The 21,657-nt window shown below is 33.6% G+C and carries 6 protein-coding genes; all 6 read left to right on the top strand.

From position 1 onward, the window contains the following. On the top strand, positions 1–442 hold a 442-nt coding region (locus tag ACRBBL_RS24185), incomplete at its 5' end, for a helix-turn-helix transcriptional regulator (protein WP_431371671.1). Positions 443–538: 96 nt separating this feature from the next. After that, on the top strand, positions 539–4,936 hold the full coding sequence (locus tag ACRBBL_RS24180) for a matrixin family metalloprotease (RefSeq protein ID WP_431371670.1): 4,398 nt from the start codon (positions 539–541) through the stop codon (positions 4,934–4,936). A 186-nt stretch (positions 4,937–5,122) separates the two neighbouring features. Continuing rightward, positions 5,123–11,683 carry a hypothetical protein gene (locus ACRBBL_RS24175; protein ID WP_431371673.1) on the top strand — a complete coding sequence of 2,187 codons (6,561 nt, stop codon included), beginning with the start codon at positions 5,123–5,125 and terminating at the stop codon, positions 11,681–11,683. Positions 11,684–11,869: 186 nt separating this feature from the next. Then, the gene (locus tag ACRBBL_RS24170; RefSeq protein ID WP_431371672.1) at positions 11,870–19,609 is read left to right on the top strand and encodes a hypothetical protein; all 7,740 of its coding nucleotides are present in this window, start codon (positions 11,870–11,872) and stop codon (positions 19,607–19,609) included. Positions 19,610–19,620: 11 nt separating this feature from the next. Then, complete coding sequence (locus tag ACRBBL_RS24165) at positions 19,621–20,433, top strand: T9SS type A sorting domain-containing protein (protein ID WP_431371669.1); 813 nt, start codon at positions 19,621–19,623, stop codon at positions 20,431–20,433. Positions 20,434–20,683: 250 nt separating this feature from the next. After that, the gene (locus ACRBBL_RS24160; RefSeq protein ID WP_431371668.1) at positions 20,684–21,526 is read left to right on the top strand and encodes a YybH family protein; all 843 of its coding nucleotides are present in this window, start codon (positions 20,684–20,686) and stop codon (positions 21,524–21,526) included. The last annotated feature ends 131 nt before the right edge of the window (positions 21,527–21,657 follow it).

The following is a 21,657-nucleotide window of genomic DNA, read 5'->3' as shown; positions in this document are numbered from 1 at the left end:
TTTGGTGAAAAGAGATTTTAAATACAAAAAACGTGTCCTAGAATTAGAGAATAAAGCATTAGTGCGAGAAAAAGAACAAATTACAAATGCTTTTAATAAACTTAAAAATAGTACCAATGCTGAAGAACGTATCAAAGCAAAGCAAGAGATCTTAAAACTAAAAATTCTGACCGATGATGATTGGGTACATTTTAGGGACAAGTTTGAATTACTTTTTCCTGATTTTCTAACGAGTTTAAAAGATGCTAATTTTCAATTCACAAAATCTGAAATTCGTTTTCTAATTCTAAAAAAACTAAGTTTAGAAACCAAAGAAATTGCAAATATGACAGGAGTTTCCAATGATAGTGTATTAAAAACACAATACAGACTTCGAAAAAAATTATCACTCGATAAAAATGTTGACGTAATTCACTTCTTAGAGCAATCCGCTGAAAACTAAATATTTATTAAAAACTGTCCAGTTTTTGTCTAGCAACACGTAACTGTAATCACTTGTTTTACCCGTAGGTTTATACTGTTTTAATCTAAACTTACTATGAAACAAAAATACCTACTACTATTTACCTTATTCATCTCGTTGCATTTTCAAGCCCAAGAATGTAATTCATTAATGAAACCTGTTTCGATGCAGGAAAGAACAAACGAAGCTACGTTGATTGTGGAAGGAAAAGTGATCAGCAGTGAAAGCTATTGGGATACGCCGCATCAAAATATATATACCATTCATGAAATTTCGGTATATAAAAATGCAAAAGGAACCACCGCAAGGACAATTTTTATTGAAACACAAGGCGGACAGGTTGACAATCAACTTCAAGAAGTTTCTAGTACAGCAAACTTAAAGAATGGATATGAAGGTGTATTTTTTCTTAAAAACTCCAATCATACATTTAATATTCAGCAGACTACCTATACAATGGTTGCTGCTGCACAAGGATATATTAAATATGATCGTGCAACCAACAAAGCATTTGGTGTATTTGATAGGTATCAATCTATTGCAGACGATTTATATCCTACACTAGAACAAGCTACCAACAAACGAATGGCAATCATTCAAGAAAGACCAACAACTCCAATCATGAATGTATTGATGGTAGCGCCTACAATATCAAGTTTTGCGCCTACAACGATAACGGCAGGAACAAAATCTACGCTTACCATAAGCGGAACAGATTTCGGAACCACTACAGGACAGGTATTATTTTCGAGAGCCAATGACGGAGGTGCTACACATGTTGCCGCGCTGGATTCTCAGATAATTATGTGGAGTAATGAATCAATCGTAGTGGAAGTTCCACATACTGCAGGAACAGGGACGATTCAGGTCATGAATGCTGATGGAACAACAACAAGTACGGACACACTTACCATACCGTACAGTCATACCAATGCGATTTCAACTTCAAACGTAGCATATCCAACTACGATAGAAACGACTAACGGAAGCTTTGCTTTTACGTATCATGATGACTTTAATACAAGTGACGCAAAACCATACTTTGAAGAAGCTTTTGATTTATGGAATTGTGAAAGTGGAATCAATTTTGAATTTGGAGACACGACAGCAGTGGACGTTGTAGCTGATGACGGAATTAATATTGTACGTTTTGACAATGGAAGTGAATTGCCAACAGGCGTCCTTGGACAAGTCGTAACAAGATCCACAAATATATGTTCGGGCACCGGAAATGCGTTTGCCAGAGAAATGGACATTACTTGGAATGACGATATTTATTTTTACTACGGAGATGGAATCCCAAATCCGTCGCAATACGATTTTAAATCGGTGGCTTTACACGAATTAGGACATACACATCAACTAGCTCACGTGATCAATACTGATAATATTATGCATTATAATTTAGGACCTGGCGTATCTAAATTTGTACTATTTGCAGATGATATAGATGCTGCTAACTATACAATGAGTGTCTTTTCGGCGCCACAACAATGCAGTCGTATGACAGATAATAACAAATGTATTTATGTGCCAGATGATAATTTTGAAGCCTATTTAGAAAGCAATGGCATGGGAAATGGAGTTGCCAATGATGATATTGTAACCAAAACGAACATTTCCGGAGTCACAACTTTAGACGTGTCCAACTTAAATATTTCAGACTTAACAGGTATTCAAAGTTTTACAAGTCTACAATCTTTAAACTGTAGTAACAATCTATTTATGAGTGTTGATCTCAGTAAAAACAGTCTCTTAGAAACACTACACATTGAAGATGGCGCGCTTACTGACTTAGATATTTCTCAGAATAATGCTTTGATCAATCTGTATTGTCAGAATAACAATTTGACAGCTATAGATCTTATTCATAACGGAGTGCTCGTAAATTTAGATTGTTTTGGAAATAATTTAACGCTGCTAAATGTTACTCAAAATGTAAATCTACTTGCATTAAATTGTAGTAATAACGGCATAAGTTCTATAAATCTTACCCAAAATACAGTCTTAGAAAATCTAAACTTCTCTCAAAACAATTTGCCAAATTTAGATGTAACCCAATGTCCAAATTTAGCATATTTAATTGCCGACAATAACAATCTCACCAGTGTAAATATCACTATAAACACTGCTTTAAAAGAACTTTCTATTCCAGATAATCAAATAACAACATTAGATTTAGTTCCGAATACAATATTAGAAAAAGTAAATGCTAACAATAATAATTTAGACTTTCTAAATATTGCAAATGGGAATAATGCGATTATTGAGTTTACGGCTACTGGAAATCCAGCTTTGACCTGTATCAATGTAGACAATGAAACAGAAGATTATATGGCTACTTGGCTAAAAGACACGGAGGCAACTTTTAGCGCACATTGCTATGAAACCTATGTTCCCGATGCTAATTTTGAAAACTATCTAGAAAACAATGGCATGGGAAATGGCATTGCAAATGATATGTACGTGACCACTGCGAACATAGACATAATCATAGATTTAGATGTGAAAAACTTAAGCATTTCCGATTTAACAGGTATTGAAGGATTTAAAGCATTAAGAATTTTAAATGCAAAAACAAATACACTGTCCGCTATCAATCTTTCAAGCAATCTCAACTTAACATCTGTAGACGTTTCTAGTAATAACTTGGTAAGTTTAGATCTGACAGCAAATACAAACCTCACAAATATTGATGCTGAGTTTAATGACTTAACCAGCATAGACATCACTGGTTTGACAGCATTGTTGACCTTAGATTATGAAGGAAATAACATTACAAATATTGATGTGACAACAAATATCGCATTGACAGAAATACGAGGAGATGACAACACAATTGGCACCATTGATCTTTCCAATAATCCAGCATTAAAAACACTGCGGTTAGAAAATGCAGGTTTAAACAGTATCGATCTCAGCAATAATCTTGTAATTAGAACGATTAGAATTGGAAATAATAACCTTACTAGTATTGATGTCTCTGGAAACCCAGAAATCTATTCATTTCATGTGAGCAACAATCAACTAACGTTTTTAGATATCAAAAACGGAAACAACACCAACATTCCTCCAATCTTTTTTAATGCAACTGGAAATCCAAATTTGGAATGTATCAATGTAGATAATGTTGCTTTTTCACAAGGAAATTGGCCTTTTAAAGACAATGCATCTTCTTATGGAGAAAACTGTTATGAGACTACATACGTGCCAGATGATAATTTTGAAGACTATTTAGAAAGTAATAATATGGGGAATGGAATTTCGAATGATGATTTAGTGCTCACTTCAAAAATAGAAACAGTAACAACACTAAACATTCCGTATCAAAACATTGCCGATCTCACAGGAATAGAAGACTTTACAGCACTGCAATCATTATATTGCTACAACAACAATCTTACAAGTTTAGATGTATCACAAAATCTTTTATTAGAAGAATTAGACTGTGTAGAAAATCAAATAACGAGTTTAGATTTAAGTCAAAATACAGCCTTAGAATATGTGTTTTGTCAAACGAATGCCTTGACAAGTTTAAATGCTGCAAACGGCACGAATATGAATATTGTAAATTTTGAGATTTATGAAAATCCAAATCTAACCTGTGTCGTCGTCGATGATGCTACCTATTCCACAAGTTTTTGGACGAATAAAGATGATCAAACCGTTTACAATGATGTCAGTTGTGATGTTCAAATTTCATCAAAAGTATTTTTGCAAGGCGCTGCTTTAAATCCAAATACAGGAGAAGAAACGTTGATGCGCGATGATTTAAGAGTTGCAGGAATGTTGCCTACCACAAGTCCGTATAGTGATAACGCAACCTGTGATGCTATTGTTTTCAATAGTACAGGAGCTGATGCAATTGTCGATTGGGTTTTTGTAGAACTCAGAGATGCAACCATCAATACAGCAATCAAAGCACGTCAATCTGCATTACTACAACGTGATGGTGATGTCGTAGCTGTAGACGGAATTTCGAATCTGAATTTCAACGTTCCATCTGGAAATTACTATATCACCATAAAACATCGCAATCACTTGGGAATCATGACGGCGAATACGATTACGTTAACTTCTGTGACCACTTCCGTAGATTTTACAAACACTAGCAATCCAATTACATTCGGAAGTAATTCACAAACGACCTTTGGAATGCCAAGCGGAATCGTTGCCATGTGGACAGGAAACACAAATGAAGATATTGCAATTCAATACGTAGGAGGAATTGCTGATGCGCCAACTATTTTGGCAACAGTATTGAATGATGCTGGAAACTTTCTAAACTTACCAACCTATAGTGTTGTTGGATATAAAATAGACGATGCCAATATGGACGGAAATAGTCAATACTCAGGAACAAATCCTGATACGCCTTTCATCCTTCAAAATGTATTGGCACATCCAGGAAACTTCCTAAACTTTAGTACCTATCAAATCATAGAACAATTGCCAGAAAACTTTAATAACTAAATAATCCCAATTATAAATTCCGAAAAAACGGAATCTATCTATGATTATTGACAAGACGAGCTTTATTATGTTAATTCACTGAAAATTAAATAGATGCTAAAAACTGTCCAGTTTTTGTCCAGTATTATTTATGTATTATTTATGGTTTTACCTGTAGGTTTGTCTTGTTCAAAAAACAAATCTGCAATGAAACAAAAATTCCTTCTTATTCTCTTAGTTACTTTTATTAGTCATACTGCTATTGCACAAACAACCACGATTCCCGATGCTAATTTTGAAGCTTTTTTGGAAGCCAACGGTATGGGGAATGGAATTGCAAACGATCAGTTAGTAACGACTGCCAATATCGAAAACGTAACCGTTCTAAGTTTTAATGTACAGAATAGACCTGCTGGTGAAAACACTTCAAACACTTCTAACATCAGCGATTTAACAGGAATTGAAGATTTTACCGCATTAGAAGAACTCAATTGCAATGCATTACAATTGGTACATTTAGATTTAACGAGCAATCTAAATTTAAGAACACTATATGCCAACGACAATGTATTACAAACCATTGATGTTACCGGACTTGCCGCACTAGAAATACTAGAATGCGAACGCAATGTGCTTGAAATCCTTTCGTTAAATACAAATCCGGCATTAACTACTGTGTTGGCAAATAACAATTCATTTCGAGGAATACATATAAAAAACGGAAACAATAGTGGAATCAATATTTTTAGAGCACAAAACAATCATAATCCAGTATGTATCAATGTAGATGATACAGCAGCAAGTTTTCTTGCAGATTGGGATGTAGATACATTGTCTGGCTTTGGAAATCATTGTGGGGAAACAAATATTCCTGATCCTGATTTCGAAACTGCGCTAGAATCTAATGGTATGGGAAATGGGATTGCCAATGATAACTATGTAATTACAGCAAATATTGAAAACGTAACTACATTAGATCTTATTGGAGATATTCTAGATCTCACAGGAATTGAAGATTTTACTTCATTAATAAATTTGAATTGTGCAGGTACAGACATTACTACCGTAAATCTAAGTGCGCTTACACAGTTAGAAACATTGAATTGTGAAAATACCAATTTAGTGAGCTTAGATCTCACAGCAAATACCAACCTAACAACGTTAAATGCTTCTGGTACCAATATTTCCGAACTAGACCTTTCTCAAAATTCAGCATTAACCATACTAAGAGTAAGTTCAAATCCTAACTTAACAGCGCTAAATATAAAAAACGGAAACAACACCAATATTACCAACATTTTTATTGGCACTTCAGAGTCCAACTTATCTTGTATTTTAGTAGACGATACTGCATATTCACGAGCAAACTGGAGTTCTTTAAATACTATTTTGTTTAGCGATGTAGATTGCGCAACAACAGAAGTTCCTAGTGAAGGTTTACGAGATAGATTATCTATAATTCCAGAACTAAACGGAGCAATCGCTGGTTCATACATATTAAATCATAAAGCAGCGATACTAACTACTCTAAGTATTACTGGTAGTAGTGTTAATGATTTTACAGGTATTGAAGCTTTTACAGGATTACAAGAATTAAGTTGTATTAACACAAATATCACAAGTTTAGATTTAAGTCAAAATACGGCCTTAACCAAATTATATTGTAATGACAATGCATTGACTAGCTTAAATGTAAGTCAAAATGTGTTGCTAACAGAGTTACATTGTTTCAATAATAATATCGCAAGCTTAGATGTAAGTCAAAATGTATTATTAACGGAGTTATACTGTTCAAACACCAATTTAACTAGCTTAGATCTTACAGCAAATACCAACCTAACAACGTTATATGCTTCTGGAATCAATGTTGCCGCACTAGACCTTTCTCAAAATTCAGCATTAACCATCCTAAGAGTAGATACGAACCCTAATTTAGTGTCTCTCAATATAAAAAACGGAAACAACGTCAATATTACCGACATTATTATCGGTGATGCATCATCCAATTTGGATTGTATATTAGTGGATGATCCTGTATACTCACAGGAGAACTGGAGTTTTGTAAACCCAATGTTGCTTAGCGATGTAGATTGTGCACTAACAGAAATTCTCGACATTAATTTTGTAGAAAGATTACAACTAATTCCAGAATTAGACGGAGCAATTGCTGGTTCAAACATATTAAATCATAGAGCAGCAACTATTACGGTTATAGATGTAAGTAATACTAATAGTGTTGATGATTTAACAGGTATTGAAGCCTTCACTGGATTGCAAGAATTAGATTGCGCTAACACAAGTATCACAAGTTTAGATCTAAGTCAAAATACAGCTTTAACTAAACTATATTGCCATGACAATGCACTAACAAGTTTGGATGTAAGTCAGAATGTATTACTAACGGAATTATATTGTTTCGACAGTGACATCGAAAACTTAGATCTAAGTCAAAATGCAGTATTAACAAAGTTACATTGTTACAATAATGACATCGTCAACTTAAATGTAAGTCAAAATCCAGTATTAACAGAGTTGCATTGTTACAGCAATGACATTGCTACCTTAGATCTAAGTCAAAGTGTATTGCTAACGGAATTGCATTGTAGCATTAATAATATGGTAAATTTAGATGTGAGCCAAAACGTATTACTAACGGAGTTATATTGCAATGACAATGTATTAACAGAGTTAGATGTGCGCTCAAATACGCAATTGATAGAATTTGATTGTTCGTCCAATCAATTAACACGTTTAAACATAAAAAACGGAAACAATGGAGCGTTGACCACTAGTAAATTAGATGTAAATCCAAACTTAACTTGCATCAAAGTAGATGCCCCTACAGCGTCTTATTTAGCTGATATTTGGGTAAAAGATGCGCAAAGTAGTTATGATCTTACTTGTGGCGAAACGTACATTCCTGATGACAATTTTGAAAACTATTTGGAAACCCATGATGCTTCCGGAAATGAAGTTCTTGCAGGCGATCCTACAAGTATGGGAAATGGTGTTGAAAATGATAATTATGTAACGACAACAGCGATCAATACGGTAACTCAATTATATGTTGGCGGAAGAGGAATTGCAGATTTTACTGGAATTCAAGATTTTGTGGGATTAACGCAATTACGTATTGAAAGTAATACAAATACTACGATTGATATTTCAAACCTTATTAATTTAGAACGTTTTACAGCACATAGTAATGGAAACCTTAGTTCTGTGAATCTAACAGGATTGACGAATTTAGATTATATCAGAATTAATAATACAAGTTTGACCAGTCTGGATGTAAGTACCAATACCGCTTTAGAAGTATTATGGGCATTCACAATACCAACGCTAACAGATGTTATTGATCTTTCTAACAATACATTGCTTCGTCAAGTATTGGTGCATAATTCAGGAACTACTGGAGAACTCGATCTAAGTAATCTTACGAACCTAACGTATTTAGATTGTAGAAATAATGATTTCTCAACAGTAAATGTGAAAAATGGAAATAATGCGAATGTCACCTTTTTTAATGCGACCAATAACCCAAACTTAAGTTGTATTCAAGTAGATGATAGAGTCTATTCCACAAATCAATGGAGTGATATTGATGCACAATCATTTTTTACTACAGATTGTCGCCAGACAAATATCCCTGACGCAAATTTTGAAAACTATTTAGAAACTCATGATGCAGCTGGAAATACAGTTCTTGTAGGTGATCCAACAAGTATGGGAAATGGCATTGCAAATGATAATTCTGTAGCTACTATTCATATAGAAAACGTAACGAATCTAAATGTTCCTAATGAAGGAATTGTAAGTCTCGTTGGAATTGAAGATTTTGTAGCGCTTACAAACTTAAATTGTTCTCGCAATCAAATTCAGAATTTAGATGTTACCGCAAATACTGCCTTATTTGATCTCAATTGTTTTGATAATCAACTTACAAGTCTAGATGTGACTCAAAATGTACTATTAAATACCTTAGCTGTTAATGATAATCAATTAACAAGTCTCGATCTTACAAATAATACCGCGATAGCTTATTTATACCTTGAAGACAATCAAATTTCAACGATTGATCTATCTCAAAATACGCAATTGAGCTATTTTGTGATAGGAAACAATCAATTGACGAGTCTCGATTTTTCTCAAAATACCTTAATTACAACGATTGGCTGTCAAGACAATATGTTGACGAACATAAACTTGAGTCAGAATACACTATTAACAGATTTAGATTGTAGTAACAATCAATTGGCAAGTTTGGATATAACAACAAATACAGCATTACAGTCATTGAATACAGCTAATAATCAATTGACTTTACTAGATCTTACTCAAAATACCAATTTAGAATATTTTACAGGCAACAACAATCAATTAGAAACACTAGACCTTTCCTTAAATACATTGCTTGAAACTGTAGAAGTTACAGACAATGCTTTAACAACGATCAATCTAAAAAATGGAAATACGACAAGCATAACTAATTTTAAGTCAACAAACAATCCGAATTTAAGTTGTGTTTCAGTAGATGATGTCACGCATGCCAATACCTATTGGGTAGCTAAAGATGTACATACATTTTTTAATGAAGACTGTAGGCAAACCTATGTACCCGACGATAATTTTGAAAACTATTTGGAAACTCATGATGCTAGCGGAAATATAGTAAGCATTGGAGATGAAACGAGTATGGGAAATGGAATTGACAACGACGACTATGTAAATACGGATGATATAGAAAATGTAACGAGCTTACAAATCTACAATCAAAACATAGCAGACCTTACGGGAATTGAAGATTTCATGACTTTAAACAATCTTAATTTTAGTGATAATCAAGTCACAACTGTCGATTTAACGCATAATACAGGATTGATATTTTTAATTTTTAGTAACAATCAGATTACCACAATAGACTTAAGTCAACATACGGCTTTGACAGCAATTATAGCGCAAGGCAATTTACTAGAACATATCGACTTTTCTACGAATACTGCATTGGGAGCAATTGAAGTGCAAAACAATCAATTAACAAGTTTGAATGTTCAAAATGGAAATACTATAAATATCAGCTATTTTGATGCGACCAACAATCCAAATCTAACTTGTATCAATGTCGATGATGAAAACGCTTCATATCTAAGTACTCCAGATTGGCTAAAAGACACAACAGCTTCCTATGGCGAACATTGTGATGAAACATATGTACCCGATGCTAATTTTGAAGCCTATTTAGAAAATCTTAATTATGGTAACGGAATAGACAATGACAATTATGTAACCACAGCCAATATAGTAGACGTAACTTCATTGAACATATTTTTGGGGCCATTTCCTTCCAACGATGATTTGATTGCGGATATGACAGGAATTGAAGATTTTACAGCACTCAAAACACTCATTGTTCGTAAAGGTTTATTTGAAAGTATTGATGTGAGTCAAAATCTACTCTTAGAAACCTTGGTGTTTTTAGATGGAGCATTGACGAGTTTGGATGTCACTCAAAATACTGCGCTGATGACTTTATCATGTAGCAACAATAACTTATCAACATTAGATGTAACTCAAAACATACATCTTATCGAATTAGATTTAGATAGAAACAATTTAACAGCGTTAGATGTAACTCAAAATCCAGACCTTTACTATATAGATTGTTCAAGAAATCAGTTAACGAGTCTGGATATTACTCAAAATCCAATTCTACAAGGCTTAGAATGTTTTGAAAATCAAATCACAAGCTTAGATTTTAGTCAACATCCAGTATTTAACTATTTATTCGCTCATGACAATCAACTTACAAGTTTAAATATTGCAAATGGATACAATACGAGTATGACGCAATTTGAAGTGTATGGGAATCCAAATCTAACTTGTATTAAAGTTGATGATGCCGCAGCTGCTACAGCAGGAATGGGTAATTACAGCAGTTGGCAAAAAGATGCACAAGCTAGTTATAATGATGTAAGTTGTGATATTATTCTAATAGCTCCAAAAGTATATTTGCAAGGTGCCGCTTTAAATCCAATTACAGGAGAAGAAACATTGATGCGTGATGATTTACGAACATTGTCACTCATACCAACAACAAGTCCGTACAGTGATAACGCAACCTGTGATGCTGCTGTTTTCAATACTACAGGAACGGATGCTATTGTCGATTGGATTTGGGTAGAATTGCGCGATGCTACCGATAATACCTTGGTAATAGATGCGCAATCAGCATTGCTACAACGTGACGGTGATGTGGTAACCGTAGATGGAATTTCTGAATTAGGTTTTAATCAAAATGTGGGTGACTATCATATCGTCATTAAACATAGAAATCATTTAGGAGTCATGACCTTCAATACAGTGGCGCTAACGACTGCTATCACTTCCGTAGATTTTACAAACGAGAGCAGCCAAATTACCTATGGAATCAATGCACAAACGACCTTTGGAATGCCAACGAATTTTGTTGGGATGTGGACAGGAAATGCAAATGAAGATACATTTGTTCAATATTCAGGAACAGATCCAGATGTGACTAAAATTTTAGCTTCCGTATTAAATGATGCTGGAAACTTCTTAAACTTTCCAACCTATGCCGTTAGTGGTTACGATACCAACGATGCCAATATGGATGGAAGTACACAATATTCAGGAACCAATCCAGATACACCTTTCATTCTACAAAATGTATTGGCGCATCCTGGAAACTTTCTAAATTTTAGTACCTATCAAATCATAGAACAATTACCAGAAAGCTCTAATAACTAAATATTACCAAGTATAAATTCCTGAAAAACACAACCTACCTACAATTATTGAGAAGACGAACCTTATTGTGTTAATTGCCTGATAATTAAATATTTACTAAAAACTGTCCAGTTTTTGTCCAGTACTATTTACTAATTATTCGTGGTTTTACCTGTAGGTTTGTCTTGTTCAAAAAACAAATCTGCAATGAAACAAAAATTACTTCTTATTCTCTTATTGATCTGTATCAGTCATACCGCTTTTGCGCAAACAACTTCAGTTCCCGATCCTATTTTTGAAAACTTTTTGGAAAGCAATGGCATGGGAAATGGAATTGCAAATGATCAGTTAGTAACGACTGCCAATATTGTAAACAGAACCAACTTAAACGTTGAAGACTTAAATATTAGTGATCTTACAGGAATTGAAGATTTTACAAGTTTAACCGAACTGTTAGCGTCTGGAAATGCGTTGCAAAGCCTAGATTTAAGTAATTTAACCAACTTAAATTTTGTTACGTTACACGATAATCAATTAGCAAGCTTAGATATTTCTAATAATGCTAATCTAGGTTCATTAACCGCTTGGAATAATGGACTTACCACGATAAATATTACAGGTTGTGTTGGACTTGCTGAATTATATCTACAAGATAATATGTTAACAAGCATAGATCTTTCATTATTTCCAAACCTTAACGCTATAAACGTTACCAATAATCAGTTAACAACGCTGAATATTAAAAATGGTACAAATAATAGCAGACTGAACTATTCTTCAGCTGTAAGCACAACAGGGAACCCTAATTTAGAATGTATTACGGTAGATGATCCAGCGTATTCAGCATCCATTTGGATGAATATAGACCCAACAACCTCTTTTAGTACAGATTGCGATGCAACAACCTACGTGCCGAATGATACTTTTGAAGATTATTTAGAAACGCATGACGCCAATGGAAATATAGTTCCGCTAAATGATCCAACGAGTATGGGAAATGGTATTGCAAATGACGATTATGTCAAAACACCAAGAATTGAAAACGTAACAACATTAAATATTTTTTCACTCAATATCAATGATCTTACTGGAATTGATGGTTTTGCGGCATTACAAACCTTAAATTGTTACTTAAATCAACTAACCACATTAGATCTTACTAATAATTTGAATTTAATAGAATTACAGGCAAGTAATAATTCGTTAGCACAATTAAATATAAGTAACAATACCGCCTTACAAACCTTAAATGTAGATAACAACACGATTGATGAATTAGATCTGTCAAACAATACATCGTTAATATCAGTAACTGTTTCTAGTAATGATATGATAGTATTAGATCTGAATAATGGTAATAATGGAGCCATTACTACATTGCTTGCTACAGAAAATCCCAATTTATCATGTATTAATGTAGACAATCCAGCTATTGCAAATACGTATACAGGTTGGAGCAAAGATGCCACCACTAGTTATGAAGAAGACTGTAATAAAACCTACGTTCCTGATGCTAACTTTGAAAACTACTTAGAAACACACGATGCAGCCGGAAACACAGTTGCTGTAGGAGCTTCTACAAGCATGGGAAATGGTACTGCCAATGATGGAATTGTATATACTACAAGAATCGAAAATGTAACCGAATTATCTATGGCTTTTAAAGGGATTAATGATCTCACAGGAATTGAAGATTTTACAGCATTACAAATTTTAGATTGTCCATTAAATAACATCACAAGCCTTGATCTTTCAAACAATCTATTATTACTTTCATTAAATGCAGTAAGCAATAATCTTCAATCTTTAGATGTATCTAACAATACATTACTAGGAAGTCTAGTGGTAAGTAATAATAATATTCAATCTTTAGACCTATCTAACAATAGTGGACTGGTGTCTATAGTAGTATCAAATAATGCGCTTACGTTTTTGAATATTCAAAATGGAAGCAACATAAACTTCACTGAGTTTATCGCAACTCAAAATCCAGATTTAACCTGTATCAATGTAGATGATGAAAACGCTTTTTATTTAACTGATTTTCACTGGACTAAAGATAGTACAGCAAGTTATAGTATTCATTGTGATGAAACCTATATTCCTGATGCTATTTTTGAAAACTACCTAGAAACGCATGATGCCAATGGAAATATAGTTGCACTCAATGACCCAACAAGTATGGGAAATGGTATTGCCAATGATAACTATGTGTTGACGAACCGTATTTCAGAGGTAACTAGTTTAACTGTAAAAGAAATAAGTATTGCTGATCTCACAGGAATAGAAGACTTCACTGCGTTAGAATTTTTAGACTGTAGCACTAATAATTTAACTGCGCTAGATATTAGTCAAAATATAGCCTTGACGAATTTAAAATGTGAGAATAATACTTTAACCACTATAGATCTTAGTGCGAATGTAAATTTAAAATATTTGAGAATTTACTTCAATGACTTAACCGCTTTAGAGGTACAATCGAATACAGATCTAATAGAAATTTATGCCAATGCGAATGATTTAACAGCACTAAATGTGGATACTTGTGTGCTCCTAGAAGTGTTAGATATAAACAATAACGATTTAGAAGAACTAAGCATCGTAAATGGCAATAATATAGCGATTACCCAATTTGATGCTAGAACCAATCCAAACTTAACCTGTATCAATGTAGATGATGAAACGGCTTCCTATTTATCAAACACTAGCATTTGGAACAAAGATACTACTGCTATTTATGGTATTCATTGTGATGAAACTTTCATTGCTGATGCCAATTTTGAAAACTACCTAGAAACGCATGATGCCAATGGAAATATGGTTCCACTCGATGATCCAACAAGTATGGGGAACGGAATTGCCAATGATAACTATGTAACCACAGCAAACATAAATACGGTAACGTCTTTAGATATAAATAGCCAGAATATTTCAGATGCAACAGGAATTGAAGGCTTTTCTGCCTTGGAAACGTTTGCCTGCTACTCTAACAACCTAAGTGCATTAGATGTGAGTGCAAATACAGCTTTAAAAGATTTAGTATGTCACTCGAATAACTTAACCGCACTAGATGTTAGTATAAATGTGAATTTAGAAACCTTAATTGCTTATGGCAATGCGATTACTTCACTACACCTAGAAACCTGTGTCGTATTACAACAATGCACAGTATCAAATAACAACTTAGATACACTAAATGTAGCCAACGGAAACAATGATCACATGGCTTTTGACGCTACAGGAAATCCAAACCTTAGCTGTATCAATGTTGATAATGCTGCTGCAGATTACTTAATGTATTGGTTGAAAGATGCAATAGCTTCCTTTGACGAACATTGCTATGAAACCTACATTCCCGATGCTAATTTTGAAAACTATTTGGAAACAAACAACCTAGGAAATGGTATTGCAAATGATAATTACGTATTCACCAGCAACATTTCTGGAATACAAGTATTAAGTATAGGTAATTTAAACATTGCTGATCTTACAGGGATTGAAGCATTTGTAGCTTTACAAAGCTTGTCTTGTTATCGAAATGACTTAACTGCATTAGACCTTAGTGCAAATACCGCATTGACAAGTTTACGATGTTACAACAATCAACTCACTACGTTAGATTTAAGTAATAATACAGCTTTAGAAATCTTAGATTCGAATACGAATAACATTTCAAGTATAAATATCGAATTAAATACTGCTTTAAAAAATGTAAACTTAGATGGCAATGATTTAACGACACTAAATTTAAACAATAGTGTCGTATTAGAACAATTAACCGTAGATCGTAACCATTTAGAAGAGTTGAATGTCCAAAATGGAAATAATGGCAATATCATGTCCTTTTCGGCTTCTGGAAATCCAAATTTAACCTGTATCAATGTAGACAATCCAGCAGAACCGTATTTATCTTCTTGGGATATTAACGTAGATGGTTCCACGTCTTTTGGGCAATATTGTTATGACACGTATGTGCCTGATAATAATTTTGAAAACTACTTAGAAACGCATGATGCTGATGGAAACACAGTAGCACTTGGCGATCCTTCAAGTATGGGAAATGGTATTGCAAATGATGATCATGTAACTACGGCAAAAATAAACACCGTAACTTCTTTAAATGTTGCTAGTAAAAGTATCTCCAATCTAACAGGAATAGAAGATTTTATTGCTTTAGAAGAATTGTATTGTAACAGTAACAACATAATGGCATTAGACCTAAGTGCAAATACAGCCTTAAAAAGATTGGAATGTAAAATCAATAGTTTAACTGCATTAGATTTGAGCGCAAATACGAATTTAGAACATATAAACACTGATACAAACCCAATTTCAACTTTAGATATCAGTACGAATGTAGCACTCACATTTTTAACATGTCAAAACAATCAACTAACGAGTTTAGACCTTAGTAACAATCCATTATTAACGAGTGTTTTTGCGGGAAATAACACGCTTTCAACAGCCACTTTTGGTTCGAATACTGTTTTAGAAACGCTAAGTTTAAATGATAACAATTTAACAACAATAAGCGTATCTCAACTCACAGGGTTAGAAAGTTTATTTCTGGCAAATAATGGTATCACTAGCGTAAACCTAATCAGCAATCCAAATCTATTAAGTGTTTCGGTAGAAAGTAATGCACTAACGGAATTAGATATAAGAAATGGCGCAAATGGGCAAATAACAATCGTAACAGCGCAAAACAATCCAAATCTAACCTGTATCAATGTCGATGACATTTCTGAACCAAGATTAAATGACTGGATTATAGATACAAGCGTTGCTTCGTTTACCGAACATTGTAACGAAACATACATTCCGGGTATTAATTTTGAAGTCTATTTAGAAACACATGACGCTGACGGAAATATAGTACCAGTAAACGATCCTTCAAGTATGGGGAATGGAATCCAATTGGATGGTTATGTAAAAACCGATCGTATTATAAATGTGACAAGCCTAGATGTAAGCCTTTTTAATATTGTTGATGTTACAGGTATCGAATATTTCACAGCTTTAGAATCATTTAGCTGTAACCTTAATTCGATCACTACATTAAATTTGAGTGCAAATACCGCATTGACAAATTTAAATTGTAGCAGCAATCAATTAACTGCATTAGATTTGAGCGCAAATGTAAATTTAGAAGTATTACAAGCATCTCAAAACAATATAGGATCTATAGATTTACAAAATAATACAGCGCTAAAAGAAATCTATCTACAAGGTGCAAGTCTAACATCGCTAAACTTAGATTCGTGTGTGGCATTAGAAATTGTAGACGTAACCTTTAATGGCTTAACGGAGTTGAGCATACAAAATGGAAACAATGGAAACATTACAGACTTCAATGCAAATGCAAATCCACCATTGAGTTGTATTAGTGTAGATGATGAAACTGCTGACTATTTAACCTTACTTCCTTGGAGAAAAGACAATACCGTAATTTTTAGCGAACATTGTGGAGAAACCTACATTCCTGATGCTAATTTTGAAAACTACCTAGAAACGCATGATGCTTCTGGAAATGTGGTTTCTCTAGGTGATCCGATGAGTCTTGGGAACGGAATTGCCAATGATCAATATGTAGTAACGGATCGTATTTCGGAAGTGACCACATTAAATATAAGTCAACAAAATATAGCTGATGTCACAGGAATCGAACGTTTTGCACAATTGGAATCCCTTATGTGTTACAATAATGATATCATAACACTAGATGTAAGTGCAAACACTGCTTTGGAAACATTAATATGTTTTAGAAATAACATAACGACCTTAAATGTAAGTGGAAACACGGCATTAATCACATTAGTCTGTTACTTTAATGAACTAACAACAATAGATATAAGCGCCAATATAAACTTAGAAATTATTGAAGCTGGAAACAATCAACTAACGACCGTAGATGTAAGCGCAAATACCGCTTTAAAACAAATTGCAATATATGATAACAACCTAACAACATTAAATGTTGATAGCTGTATCGTACTAGAAAGATTAGATCTAGAAAATAATGACTTAACCGAAGTAAGAGTTGTAAATGGTAATAATGTAGCTATTACTGATTTTGATACTAGAGGAAATCCAAATTTAACCTGTATCACTGTAGATGATGTAACAGATCCAGCTTTAAATGATTGGTTGACAAACCTAGATGGTTCCACGTCTTTTGGCGAACATTGTAATGAAACACAAATACCGGATGCCATTTTTGAAAACTATCTAGAAACGCACGATGCAGATGGAAATACCGTGGCTATTGGCGATCCAACAAGTATGGGGAACGGAATTGTAAATGATGGATATGTACGTACAGCAAGCATTCAATCGGTGACGAATTTAAGAGTTTCCAATCTCGATATAGTAGACTTAACAGGAATTGAAGATTTCACAGGATTAGTAGATCTAAACTGTAGTAGAAACCTATTAACAAGCATAGATGTAAGTCAAAACGTATTACTAACGGATCTAATTTGTAGCAGAAACCAGTTAACAAGCTTAGATGTTTCTCAAAACATATTACTAACAGACCTATTTATTGCAGACAATCAAATTACAAGCATAGATTTATCTCAAAATACACTACTAGACTTTTTATCTGCATCAGAGAATCAACTAACGAGTTTAGATCTTTCTAACAATACACTGATGGAGGAACTAGAGTGTTCAGAAAATCTATTAACGACCCTAAATATAAATCAATGTACTGTTTTAGGAGACTTGATCTGTAATGATAACAATCTGCAAACAATAGATTTAACAACGAATACAGGATTGGTATATTTTGAAGCAAATAATAATGATTTGACAAGTTTAGATTTTTCTCAAAATACAAACTTGGATTATTTCTCCGTGAATGATAATCTACTCACAAGTCTAAATCTATCCGAAAACACAAATTTGCAGGCGTTCTCAGTAGAAGATAATCAAATAACAAGCTTGGATTTATCTTTAAATGTCAACTTAGAAGAAGTCATCTGTCGTAGCAACGCGCTTACCAGTTTAAATCTTAAAAATGGAAACAATACAAACATCGATTTGGTTTTTATCAATAACAATCCAAACTTAACCTGTGTACTCGTAGATGATGCTTCGTACACATTCCCTTTTCAAATTAAAGATTTCCAAACGATGTATAATGAAGTAACCTGTGGAATTCAGGTATCACCAAAAGTAATCTTGCAAGGTGCTGCTTTAAATCCAATTACAGGAGAAGAAACCTTGATGCGCGACGATTTACGAACAACTTCAATGCTACCAACTACAAGTCCTTATGGAGATAACAGAACCTGTAATAGTGCTGTTTTTAATGTGACAGGAGCTGATGCCATTGTCGATTGGATTTGGGTAGAATTACGCGATGCAACTAACAATATACTTGTACTAGAAGCAAAATCGGCTTTGCTACAACGCGATGGAGATGTTGTGAGTGTAGACGGCGTTTCTGCGGTAGATTTTAATAACGCTTCCGATGGAAATTACTATGTAGCACTAAAACATCGCAATCACTTAGGAATCATGACATCAACTACGATTGCATTGGCAAAAACGGAAACTATAGTAGACTTTACTGATGCTAATGACCAAATTACCTATGGAAGCAACGCACAAACGACCTTTGGAATGCCAATAGACACAGTTGCCATGTGGACAGGAAATGCAAATGAAGATACTGTCGTTCAATATTCTGGAACAAACCCTGATACACCAAATATTCTATCAGAAGTATTAAATGATGCTGGAAACTTCCTGAATTTTCCAACGTATGCCGTTAGTGGTTACAATACAAACGATATCAACATGGACGGAAATACACAATACTCAGGAACAAATCCTGATACGCCTTTCATTCTTCAGAATGTATTAGCCCATCCCGGAAATTTCCTTAACTTTAGTACCTATCAAATTGAAGAGCAATTACCAGAAAACATTCAATTATAAATTTCATTTCTATGAACAAAATTACTTTACATATAGTACTTATCTTAACCCTTTGCTTTTTCTCAGGACACGTAAAGGCACAAGATGGTTATACCTATACGCTTGTCAATAACGGAAGTTATAACTTTACCATTTCGGCAGTACCAAATACCAGTGCTTCAAATTTTGCAACTTCAGTACAGAGTTACGGATTTTCGATTCTTATACCTGATGGCATTACAGCTACAATTACTTCTTCACTTGGAAGTAGTGCAGCAGCGACTTTCTTTAATGGAACTGATGTTGGACAACCAACTATTGATGGATACCTTATCACAGAAACATTAGGAAGCCCTATGGCACTGCCTGCACCATCAAGTGGAACAACAACGCCAATGGTAACCATTCAGTTAACTGGATCGCCAACAACTGGAGTTATTACCATCTTAGCAAATAATACTGCTCTAACAAATTCAGTTCCACCTTTACAGAGTTTTATGCAGGCAGATATGATTGATGATGCAATGGCATCGTTTACGAATGTTGTAGCTACTACTTCTTCAGGATTATCAGGAGTTACTTCTTTTGATTTTGCAACACTAAGTACATCCAGTGAAGAATTAATAGGTGTTTCAGTATATCCAAATCCAACAACAGATAAAATACACATTACAGGAGTTACAGATATTACAGCTGTTGAAGTAAGCAATATCAATGGGCAATTGGTAGCAAAACCAATATTAAATCTAGAAACTATAGATATGAGCAATTTACAAACAGGTGTATATTTTGTAAAAGTTCAAACTAAAGATGCTCAGAAAACAATAAAAGTGTTAAAAAAATAAAGTTGTTAGTTGAACTTTATATGGTCGTAATTAGATAACCTTGGCAACTAATTGCACAAACGCCATCTGTTTCCAGATGGCGTTTTTTGTTTTAAACGAAAGCTTCCATGAGCATTCTGTTTACTCTCTAAATCTACAAACACATTAAATGTATAATTAATTGTTGGGTTTGTAAGTACTCGGAAAACACTACGGATTTCCCTTTGGTTCATTTTCTTTTACTAACTTAGTTCTATACAACCAACCATATATGAGCACATTAGTCTTCATTAAGAAAAATGAAAAAATGAAATTAAAAACGCTACTACTAACTTGTATCATCTTACTTAGTATAGGGTGTAAGCAACAGGCTAATAAAGAAAAAAATGTAACTAATTCTAAAACAAAAAAAGTTCAATCTGAAAAGATTTCTGATTATAGTATTAATTGGGTTGAAGCCATAAATAATAATAACATTCCTGCTATAGAAAAGATGTATGCTTCCAATGCCGTAAAAGTAATTTCTGCAGACAACATACTTGAAACTTCATCACAAATAGCTAACTATTATGGAATTAAAAAAAATACAATCACGGAAATTGAATCATTATTTAAAATAGAAGCTAGCAAAAACAAGCATATCAATTATGAATTAATCAAATATAAAACCGAAGATCAAAAAGAATATATTCAAATTGTAATTTGGAAATTAGAAAATAGACAGGTAATCAGAGAATTTGAATTTACAGAAAAAAGGAGTCTAGAAGCAAAAAAGGTTGACATTAATGAGATCGCAGATAGAAGAAAATTATGGATTAAACTTTGCAATGCTAATAATGCTGAAAACCTAGTCAAACAACTCTATAGCGACAGTACTATCTATTTCAATCACAAGCCAATAGTAAAAGGAATAAAGGATTTAATTAAGGAATATAATTACATGAACAATGATAAGTACAGCCTACACCTGCAACCAATTAAGTTGGAAGTAGTAAATGCAAATTTCGCCTATGAAATTGGACAATGTAGTGGTAGTTATAAAGGAAAATATATTCTTGTCTGGAAAAAACAATCTGACGGAAATTGGAAAATCTATATTGATTCTAATATTTGAAATACGAAACGAGATTCTCAACTTTTTTTAAACCAAAAATAAGAACGCCAAATATATACGATGATAAGTAGCTACCTTATAGATATAATCTAAATATTATATCTATATTGCACATGCAGAATATTGCAACT

Source organism: Kordia sp. (genome assembly GCF_050633145.1).
GTDB lineage: Bacteria > Bacteroidota > Bacteroidia > Flavobacteriales > Flavobacteriaceae > Kordia.
The sequence above is the reverse complement of the archived record's forward strand: the minus strand, read 5'-3'. Positions and strand labels throughout refer to the sequence as shown.

Coding starts and splice junctions, on each gene's coding strand:
- ACRBBL_RS24180 (WP_431371670.1), top strand. CDS start 539: ATGAAACAAAAATACCTACTACTATTTACCTTATTCATCTCGTTGCAT.
- ACRBBL_RS24175 (WP_431371673.1), top strand. CDS start 5,123: ATGAAACAAAAATTCCTTCTTATTCTCTTAGTTACTTTTATTAGTCAT.
- ACRBBL_RS24170 (WP_431371672.1), top strand. CDS start 11,870: ATGAAACAAAAATTACTTCTTATTCTCTTATTGATCTGTATCAGTCAT.
- ACRBBL_RS24165 (WP_431371669.1), top strand. CDS start 19,621: ATGAACAAAATTACTTTACATATAGTACTTATCTTAACCCTTTGCTTT.
- ACRBBL_RS24160 (WP_431371668.1), top strand. CDS start 20,684: ATGAGCACATTAGTCTTCATTAAGAAAAATGAAAAAATGAAATTAAAA.